Genomic DNA, 8689 nt, shown 5'->3' with positions numbered 1-8689 from the left:
ACGACGATGGCGTGACGGCGTTCCCGACGTATGAACAGCTTCGGCCCTGGCTGGCGTCGATGCCCTGCGCCGGGCAAGCCTCGCACGAAACCGTGGCGCGAGCACTGACGCTGCTGCGGCTGACTCGATGGCTGAGCCTGGTGCGGCGACGGCGCGACGCCAAGACCGGCCGCATCCTCGGCAACCTCTATGTCCTGCACGACGAGCCGCTGACCCCCTTTGAAGCGATGCAGCTCGACCCGGACTACCTGCAACTCGTCAGCCAAGCGCTCGGCCATTCGGCCAAAGCCGTGCAGATCGTAGGCCTGCACACCCTCAAGGAAATCGGCGAAGACCCGATGCTGGCCGGGCGCACCCTGCCATCGAGGCTGCAAGTCCTGGCCGAACGCCTCGCCAGCCAGGGCGTCGGGGCGCACGAAAGTTATCCACAGGAGGACGCCACGCACGAATCCGAAGAAGGGGCGACGAGCCTTCTTCGGAATCCTGACGATCCCACTTCGGAATCCGAAGCAGGGTCGAAACCCGCGCCAGACGCCTCTCTTCGGAATCCGAAGCAGGCCCGTACAGTACGTAGTAGTCGTATTAATGAAGTACGTACTACCGCGCAGGCACAAGCGCATGCGCGCGCGCTGGGCGACCTGCAATGGCCCAAACGCTTCGCGGAACTGAAGGCAGAGCAGCAGACAGGTGCGAGGGTGGCACTACAGCAGGTCGATGCTGCGCTGAGGCAGGCCGTGCTGGACGAATGGGCTGCACGATGCAGCAACCATGGCATCCGCAATCCTGCAGGGTATCTGTTCGGCATCATCCAGCGGGCCATCCATGGCGAGTTCAACGCCTGGGCCAAGAAGGACGCGCCATCGGCGCCCGTTGCGCCGAACGAGCGGCCGCCACCACCAGCACCGCCACCATCCCAGCCGCAGGGCAAGCCTGTGCCGCCAGAAGTCGCCAGGCAGCACATCGAGCGGCTGCGCAACCTGCTCGCCAGCAAGTGAGCGGGCCTGCAAGGTGGTGAAGTGGATGCCGGTGGCTTCCAGTAGAGCTATCCCCTGGGGATAGTTCCACTGACGGCTACACGTCGAACCGCTGCACGCCAGGCCTCGATCGCCTGCAGCGGGATCGGCCTTGTTCGCGCTGATCCGGGTGTGCAGCGTTCCTTGGCGCTCCATGGCGCTATCCCCAGGGGATAGATCGCGACGCATGCACCCACCGCGCCGTGAACCGGGGACGGGCGGGTTTCGGTTTGTTGACTGACTGCCTTCCGCTACCTGCCGAAGCTGTCCGCTCTTTTCCAACAACGAGCGGACACCATGGCAACCACCAACGAACCCCTGCAACTGAATCTCGGCTCCTTGCGCAGCGCGATGTCGCTGACGCTGCACACGCACCACGCCTCGCGCATCTGGCACGGCCGCGCCGCCGCCGAAGGGCGACCGGGCATCGTCGGCCTGAACGGCTACATCGCCCAGATGAACAAGATGCGGCGCGGCTCGGAGCAGGACGACCCGTACAGCGACTTCTGGATGCTCCGCATCGAGGACAAGCTCGACCAGACCAAGGCCACGCTGCAATCGCTGCGCGAACAGGTGGACCAGGCCCTGGCGAGCGTGCCGCCGGCACTCACCCTGGGCGAAAACCTCAACGTCCAGCCGGTCAAGCTGCCGCTGTTCGTCAATGCGCAGCTCGGCTTTGCCGCCGTGTACCTGCTCGCCGACTACGACGATATCGCCCGCAAGCTGATCCTCGCGCACCACACCGCGCTGATCGATCGCTCGACGCTCGAACGCTGGCTCAACGAAGGCGCGCATGCACTGCGCAGCCTGTTCTCGCTGGCCCAGCAGTACCGCTACTCGGGCTGCACCCGCGACGACTTCGCCGCCAAGAATGCCGCAGCGCGGGCGGCGTTGGAAAAGTTCGGCGAGATGCCGCCGGACGTGCTGGAGGGCACGCGCCGCTCGAAGTTCGCGCCGCCCATCATGCGCCGTGGCCTGCAGCAGCGCGGTGACGGTCCTGCCGCAGCCGCATCGCCCAGCGACGAGGCCGCCGCCCCCGAAGCGACGGCCGGCGAGGACGCGCAGGCATGAGCGACCCAAACCGCGACACCCGCTACTTCCGCCCTCTGCAACAGACAGCCTTCATGCAGTTGGAACACGCAGCCTCTCAAAAAGGCCTTTTAAAGCCCTTTAAGGGTAAAGGGGACTTGGAGGCCTGGGCCAGCCAGTGCTTCGCCATGCGCGACGAGTTGATTGGCTTGGCGCAGCGACAGGTGCTGCAACAAGCCCTCGGGCATCCCTTCCACCTGCTCCCCATCGAACTGGCCCAGCAGACAACTGGCGCAGGCACGGCGTTTCTTCGCTGGCGCAAGCACGACCGCTCGGCCATGGGCGTGGCACTGTGGCAGGAGCTGATGGCGAGTACCAGCACGCCGGTCAACCTGCTGGCCGACTTGCACGCCATCGAGCTGCAGCGCATCACGCTGAACATGCAGATCAGCCTGTTGCACACCTTGGGCAGGCTGGCCCAGGAGTGTGCCAGCAAGGCCACCGAGGCGGAAGACGCTTACCTGCGTCGGCTCAAGTCCATCCCACCCGCACTGCGCGATCAGTGATCGCGCCGGGCAACCCAGCACGCGCTCGTCACCGACCAGGTGCGGGTATTTCAACCACCACGGAGATTGCAACATGAGTACGCATTTTTCTGGCGAGGGCAACATCGGCTCGCCCCCCGAGTACCGGGAGTTCCCCAACGGCAACGACGAGCCCAGCCGCCTTCTGCGCCTGAACGTCTATTTCGACAACCCCATTCCCAAGAAGGATGGCACCTTCGAGGATCGCGGCGGCTTCTGGGCGCCGGTGGAAATCTGGCACCGCGACGCCGCGCACTGGAAGGACCTCTACCAGAAGGGCATGCGCGTGCTGGTCGTCGGCCGGATGGAGCGCGAACCTTGGACGGACAACGAGGATCAGCCGCGCGAGACCTGGCAGATCAACGCGCGCAGCGTCGGCATCCTGCCGTTCCGCATCGAGTCCGTAGCCCTCAGCCCCAGGCAGCAAGAGGCCGCGCAGGATGCGCAGCCGAAACCCCTGGCCGCCCAGGAACCGACCGCGCCGAAGGAGCCGAAGCGCAGGAAGTGATCCGGCATGGGGCGGTGGCAGTCGTCCGTCGCCCCCATGCCCTCGCGAGCTATCCCCAGGGGATAGCTCCATCAACGTCCACCGGCGTCCGTGCGCTCCAAAAAATCGCGGCTCCCGGCCCGCACATCCCCGGCCGAACGCCACTCCCGTCCCCGCCATCCCATCCCGTAAAAGTGGTCGCCACCGCATGCGGCTTGTTTGCTGCTGCCCTTGGTGGTGTTCGGCATCCTCGATTCCCGCAACTCAATGAACCATGGAAATCGGATGGACTGACATGCGGCTGTTCTTGTGCGAGAAGCCCTCCCAGGGCAAAGACATTGGCCGGATTCTCGGCGCGACGCAGCGCGGTGAAGGCTGTCTCAGCGGCTCCGGCGTCACCGTCACCTGGTGCATTGGCCATCTCGTAGAAGCAGCAGCTCCCGAGGTCTATGACGCGGCGCTCAAGCGCTGGTCGCTGGAGCAGTTGCCCATCGTTCCCCAGCAGTGGCGGGTCGAGGTCAAACCGAAGACCGCCACGCAATTCAAGGTCGTCAAAGCGCTTCTGGCGAAGGCGACCCATTTGGTCATCGCCACCGATGCCGACCGCGAGGGAGAGCTGATCGCCCGCGAGATCATCGACCTGTGCGGTTACCGCGGCCCCATCGAACGGCTGTGGTTGTCGGCGCTCAACGATGCGTCGATCCGCACCGCGCTCGGCAAGTTGCGGCCCTCATCCGACACGCTGCCGATGTACTACTCGGCGCTTGCGCGCTCACGCGCCGACTGGCTCGTGGGCATGAACCTCAGCCGGTTGTTCACGGTGCTCGGGCGTCAGGCCGGCTACGACGGCGTGCTGTCCGTCGGGCGCGTGCAGACGCCGACCCTGAAGCTCGTCGTGGACCGCGACCGCGAGATCGCGGCCTTCAAGTCGGTGCCGTTCTGGGCCATCGACGTGTCCCTGTCTGCGGGTGGACAGGCTTTCAGCGCGCAGTGGGTTCCGCCCGATGGCTGCACCGACGACGCTGGCCGCTGCCTGCAACAGCCGGTTGCCCAGCAAGCCGCGCAACAGATCCGCGCTGCGGGTAGCGCTCAGGTGGTGTTTGTCGAGACCGAACACATGCGTGAAGGCCCGCCGCTGCTGTTCGACCTGGGCACCTTGCAGGAGGTCTGTTCCAAACAGCTTGGGCTGGATGTTCAAGAAACCCTGGAGATCGCCCAGTCCCTGTACGAGACCCACAAGGCCACTACGTACCCGCGTTCCGATTCAGGCTACCTGCCCGAAAGCATGTTTGCCGAGGTGCCCACTGTTCTGGACAGCCTGCTCAAGACCGATCCCTCGCTGCGCCCGATCATGGGCCAGCTCGACCGCTCCCAGCGCTCGCGCGCCTGGAACGACGGCAAAGTGACGGCGCACCATGGCATCATTCCCACCTTGGAACCCGCGAACCTCTCGGCCATGAGCGAGAAGGAACTGGCGGTGTACCGGCTGATCCGCGCGCACTACCTGGCGCAGTTCCTCCCTCACCACGAGTTCGACCGCACTGTCGCCAAGCTGTCCTGCGACCAGCAGAAGCTGGTGGCCACCGGAAAACAGGTGATCGTCAAGGGCTGGCGCCTGGTGCTGGCCGAGCCGCAAGCGGACGAGGACGGTGAAGCCACGGCACGCAGCCAGGTACTCCCCGTGCTGCGCGAAGGCATGGCGTGTCAGGTGACCGAGGCCGAGATCAAGGCGCTCAAGACGATGCCGCCCAAGCCTTACACGCAGGGCGAGCTGGTCAAATCCATGAAGGGGGTCGCCAAGCTGGTGACGGACCCGCGCCTGAAGCAGAAGCTCAAGGATACGGTCGGCATCGGCACAGAGGCCACGCGGGCCAACATCATCAGCGGGTTGATCGCCCGCAGCTACCTTGTGAAGAAAGGACGCTCCATTCGCGCATCGGATGCAGCGTTCACCCTGATCGACGCCGTACCCGCGGCGATTGCAGACCCCGGCACGACGGCAGTGTGGGAACAGGCGCTCGACATGATCGAGGCTGGTCAGCTCACCCTGGATGTGTTTATCGGCAAGCAGGCCGCATGGATTTCGCAACTGATCGCGCAGTACGGCAGCACCTCGCTGTCCATCAAGGTTCCCCAGGGACCCGCTTGCCCGCAGTGCGGCGCACCCACGCGCCAGCGCACCGGCAAGACCGGCCCCTTCTGGTCGTGCAGTCGCTACCCCGACTGCAAAGGTACGCTGCCGGTCGAATCCGGCGCGTCCAAACGCGGAGCCTCGCGATCTCTACGCCTTTATGGCAGTAGCGGCCGCAAAGGCTCTTGACCGACCCCGTTCCCCGAGAGCCGTGTCCGCCATCGGCGGCGTGGCCCATGTCCCGCACGCCCTGCGGGACGCCCAGCGCGCAACGCCTTCTCTTGTCCGTGTGCGCGTCCCGCCCGGCCGTCCCCGGCCGCGGGACCTGAAGGTAGCTTCTCCACGAACCATGTCCGGGGTTTCCCGGCGCGTTCTACTGATCTGCATTTTTCCGCTTCTGCGAAGGGTCCCCCGATGGCTTGCCCGCCTGCGAGCCACCCGGAGACCCTTCGTGGTCAGCGGTATTCGATGCCGTGCCCAACGGCGAAAAACTGGGCTCCTTTTGTGCGCGGATGTGCGCCAGAAGATGCCGGCGCCAACCACGACATGCGCCGGGTGCGATTGCTTGATGAGCAGCCGGTTCTAGCGACAACCGGGCCTGCAACAGCCCACGGGTGGTTCTGTCATCCCGAGCCGGAGGCCACTGGGCCTTCGGCGCCTTTCTCCTGCCGATCAACGTCCCGGCCCGGCCACACAGTCCAAGGCCACACAAACAGGAGACCCGACATGAACCCGCAACCTCGCCCCCCACGCGGTGTGCCCCAAACCGCGCCACTGCTGTACGGCAGCGTGTGCAGCGGCATTGAGGCCGTGAGCCTCGCCTGGCAACCTCTCGGCCTCGAAGCCGCATGGTTCGCCGAGATCGAGCCGTTCCCGAGCGCCGTGCTCGCCCACCGTTACCCCCGCGTGCCCAATCTGGGCGACATGACCGCGATCGCCCGCCAGGTGCGTGCCGGCACTGTGCCAGCGCCCGACATCCTGGTCGGCGGCACGCCGTGCCAGTCGTTCAGCGTTGCAGGTAGCCGTCGCGGGCTGGATGACCCGCGCGGTGCCCTTTCCCTTGCCTATGTGGAGCTTGCCAATGCCATCGACCAAACCCGCCAACAAGACAGCCGCCCGGCGGCCACGCTCGTCTGGGAAAACGTCCCAGGCGTACTCAACGACCGCAGCAATGCCTTCGGGCATTTCCTGGGCGCACTGGCCGGAGAAAGCCGTGCGCTCCAGCCGCCAGGGGAAAAATGGGCGTACGCTGGTTGTGTGTCTGGACCCCGCCGCCGCATCGCCTGGCGCGTGCTCGATGCTCAATATTTCGGTGTCGCCCAACGCCGCAAGCGTGTGTTTCTTGTGGCAAGTGGTGGAGATGACCTCGATCCCGCAGAAGTACTTTTTGAGCGCGCAGGCCTGCTCGGGGATTCTTGTGCGGGCAGCGCGCCGTGGCAAGAAGCTGCCTGCACTGCTGAACCTAGTGTTGACCCAGCAGACGGATATGCAGGACTGAAGCAGCCCTGCGGCAAGGTCACGACGACGTTTGGGTTCAGCAATGGGCGTGGCCCGACCGATCTTGCAGCCAGTTTGATGGCTGGCGGCCCGAAGCACGACATCTGCACCGAGACCTACTTGGTGCAATCCGTCGCAGGCAACATCAGCCACACCCTCGACACCGCCAACAACGGCAAGGGCAGCAGCGAGGACGGCACCGGCAAGGGTGTTCCGATCATCGCCTTCATCGCGCAGGGCAGCGGCGCCGATGCCACGCTCGACCTGACACCGACGTTGCGCGCTGGCGGCCATTGCAACAGCCATGCGAACGCCGGGGTCGTGCCCGCCATCGCGTTCGCGCAGAACAACCGCGGTGAAGTGCGCTTCGAGTCGGGCCATGGCCAGGTCGCTTGCACCGTGCTGTCCAACGGCAAGCCGGGCTACGGCGTACCTATGGTGGCCTGCGTGTCTCTGCACGGCCGCGAGCAGGGTCTTGCCGCCGAGCTGGGCGGCAGCGTAGCGGGCGCACTGCGCACCAGCGGCGGCGGCGCGGACAAGCCCTATGTCCTGGCTCCCGACTTCGAGGCGCATTTCCGCTACGACTGGAACGACCCTGGCCCCGGCGACTGGTCGCATTGGCGGGTGCGGCGGCTGATGCCCGTGGAGTGCGAGCGGCTGCAAGGCATGCCCGACGACTACACGCTGATCCCGTACCGCGGCAAGCCCGCTGCAGATGCTCCGCGCTACAAGGCGATCGGCAACTCCATGGCCGTCCCGTGCATGGCGTGGCTGGGCCAGCGCCTGGTGCAGTACCTGCACAAGACGGGCTCGACCGCTTCGGATTGATCGGCGACGCAGCCTGCGGGCCACTCCATTCTCCCTCTTGCATTGCCGATGGTTCGGCAACAGCCCGTAGCCAGGGTGTCAAGGCTGCCGCGGGTTTCACCCACGCCACCCGCCAGTTCGCCTCGGCATCTCACCGGCGAACGCTGCCCACTGGGCATCGATGCCTCATTTCTCCAACCCACGGGATGGCCGCCACGTCCCGTCAGGAGCATGTCGCCACCCGGTCGATCTCAGGACTTCCCCATGGACAACATCACCAAGCAAGACCGCATTACGCTGAAGAACCTCAAGGTGGCCGACTTCGCCAGCGAGGAAACACTGTGCTTCAACGCAACCGTCGTGTTCGACGGTACTCCCATCGCCGAGGCCCGCAACGACGGCCACGGTGGCTCGACGTTCCTCCACGCGCTCAACGGCAAGGCGGGGCTACTGGCGCAGGCCGAAGCCTTCGCCAAGGGCCTGCCGCCTGCGCCGCTTGACCTCGGCCACGAGAGTGAAGACCCTCACTACATCGACATGACGCTCGACTTCCTGGTCGATGAGCTGGCCGACGCCATGCACGCGGAACGCAAGGTGCGAGCCGCATTCAACCGCGACATCGGCAACAAGGTGCTGTTCATCAAGGAAGGCAAACTGCTGTTTATCAAGGGCATCAAGCTCAAAGCCATCGCCGACCGGAAGGCGTACTTCGCTTCGCTGCGCGCCCGGCAGGCCCAGCCCATCGTCATCCTGGCCGAGCTTCCACCCGAGCAGGCATTCGATTTGTGGAAGCAGTATGTCCTGGGCGACAAGCCCGACTGACCCAGCGTCACCGCACCCTCCTGACAGCCCCGCACTCGATGCGGGGCTTCTTTCTTTCGGTCCCCATCAATCGGGTCTGGGCTGGATGCCATTTTCCAACTGACGCAGCGCGGTCCGCGCACGAAGCTGCCCGCATGTTCGCTGATTCGTCAGCACATGCCAGCAGCCAGGGTTTTAGGCTGTCGCGGGTCTCTCCCGCGTTACCCACCAGTCCGCATCGCATCAAGTCTGCGGACGCGCGTCCTCGTGACGTCGATGCCTTTTATCAACCGCGTGCGGGAGCCGCCATCCCGTGAGGGACGAGGCCCCGCTTTTCCAA

At 65.4% G+C, this 8689-nt stretch carries 7 protein-coding genes; all 7 read left to right on the top strand.

Annotated elements, in window-relative coordinates:
* The coding region (locus tag ACPEH1_RS17940; protein WP_423716147.1) for an STY4528 family pathogenicity island replication protein at positions 1 to 995 on the top strand (995 nt) is incomplete at its 5' end.
* A 315-nt stretch (positions 996 to 1310) separates the two neighbouring features.
* Positions 1311 to 2084 carry a PFL_4669 family integrating conjugative element protein gene (locus ACPEH1_RS17935; RefSeq protein WP_003821056.1) on the top strand — a complete coding sequence of 258 codons (774 nt, stop codon included), beginning with the start codon at positions 1311 to 1313 and terminating at the stop codon, positions 2082 to 2084.
* A complete protein-coding gene (locus tag ACPEH1_RS17930; RefSeq protein WP_003821057.1) occupies positions 2081 to 2608 on the top strand; it encodes a DUF3158 family protein in 528 nt (175 codons plus the stop codon). The genes ACPEH1_RS17935 and ACPEH1_RS17930 overlap by 4 nt, the downstream gene beginning before the upstream one ends.
* A gap of 73 nt (positions 2609 to 2681) precedes the next feature.
* Complete coding sequence (locus ACPEH1_RS17925) at positions 2682 to 3134, top strand: single-stranded DNA-binding protein (RefSeq protein WP_423716146.1); 453 nt, start codon at positions 2682 to 2684, stop codon at positions 3132 to 3134.
* Positions 3135 to 3408: 274 nt separating this feature from the next.
* On the top strand, positions 3409 to 5433 hold the full coding sequence (locus ACPEH1_RS17920; protein ID WP_003821061.1) for a DNA topoisomerase III: 2025 nt from the start codon (positions 3409 to 3411) through the stop codon (positions 5431 to 5433).
* Between the two features lie 537 nt (positions 5434 to 5970).
* A complete protein-coding gene (locus tag ACPEH1_RS17915) occupies positions 5971 to 7569 on the top strand; it encodes a DNA cytosine methyltransferase (protein WP_003821062.1) in 1599 nt (532 codons plus the stop codon).
* A gap of 243 nt (positions 7570 to 7812) precedes the next feature.
* Positions 7813 to 8370: a hypothetical protein gene (locus tag ACPEH1_RS17910; protein ID WP_033470935.1), complete on the top strand. Its 558-nt coding sequence runs from the start codon at positions 7813 to 7815 to the stop codon at positions 8368 to 8370.
* The last annotated feature ends 319 nt before the right edge of the window (positions 8371 to 8689 follow it).

Source organism: Stenotrophomonas sp. NPDC077421, from assembly GCF_049545505.1.
GTDB lineage: Bacteria > Pseudomonadota > Gammaproteobacteria > Xanthomonadales > Xanthomonadaceae > Stenotrophomonas > Stenotrophomonas nematodicola.
This window is presented reverse-complemented; position numbering and strand designations above follow the sequence as displayed.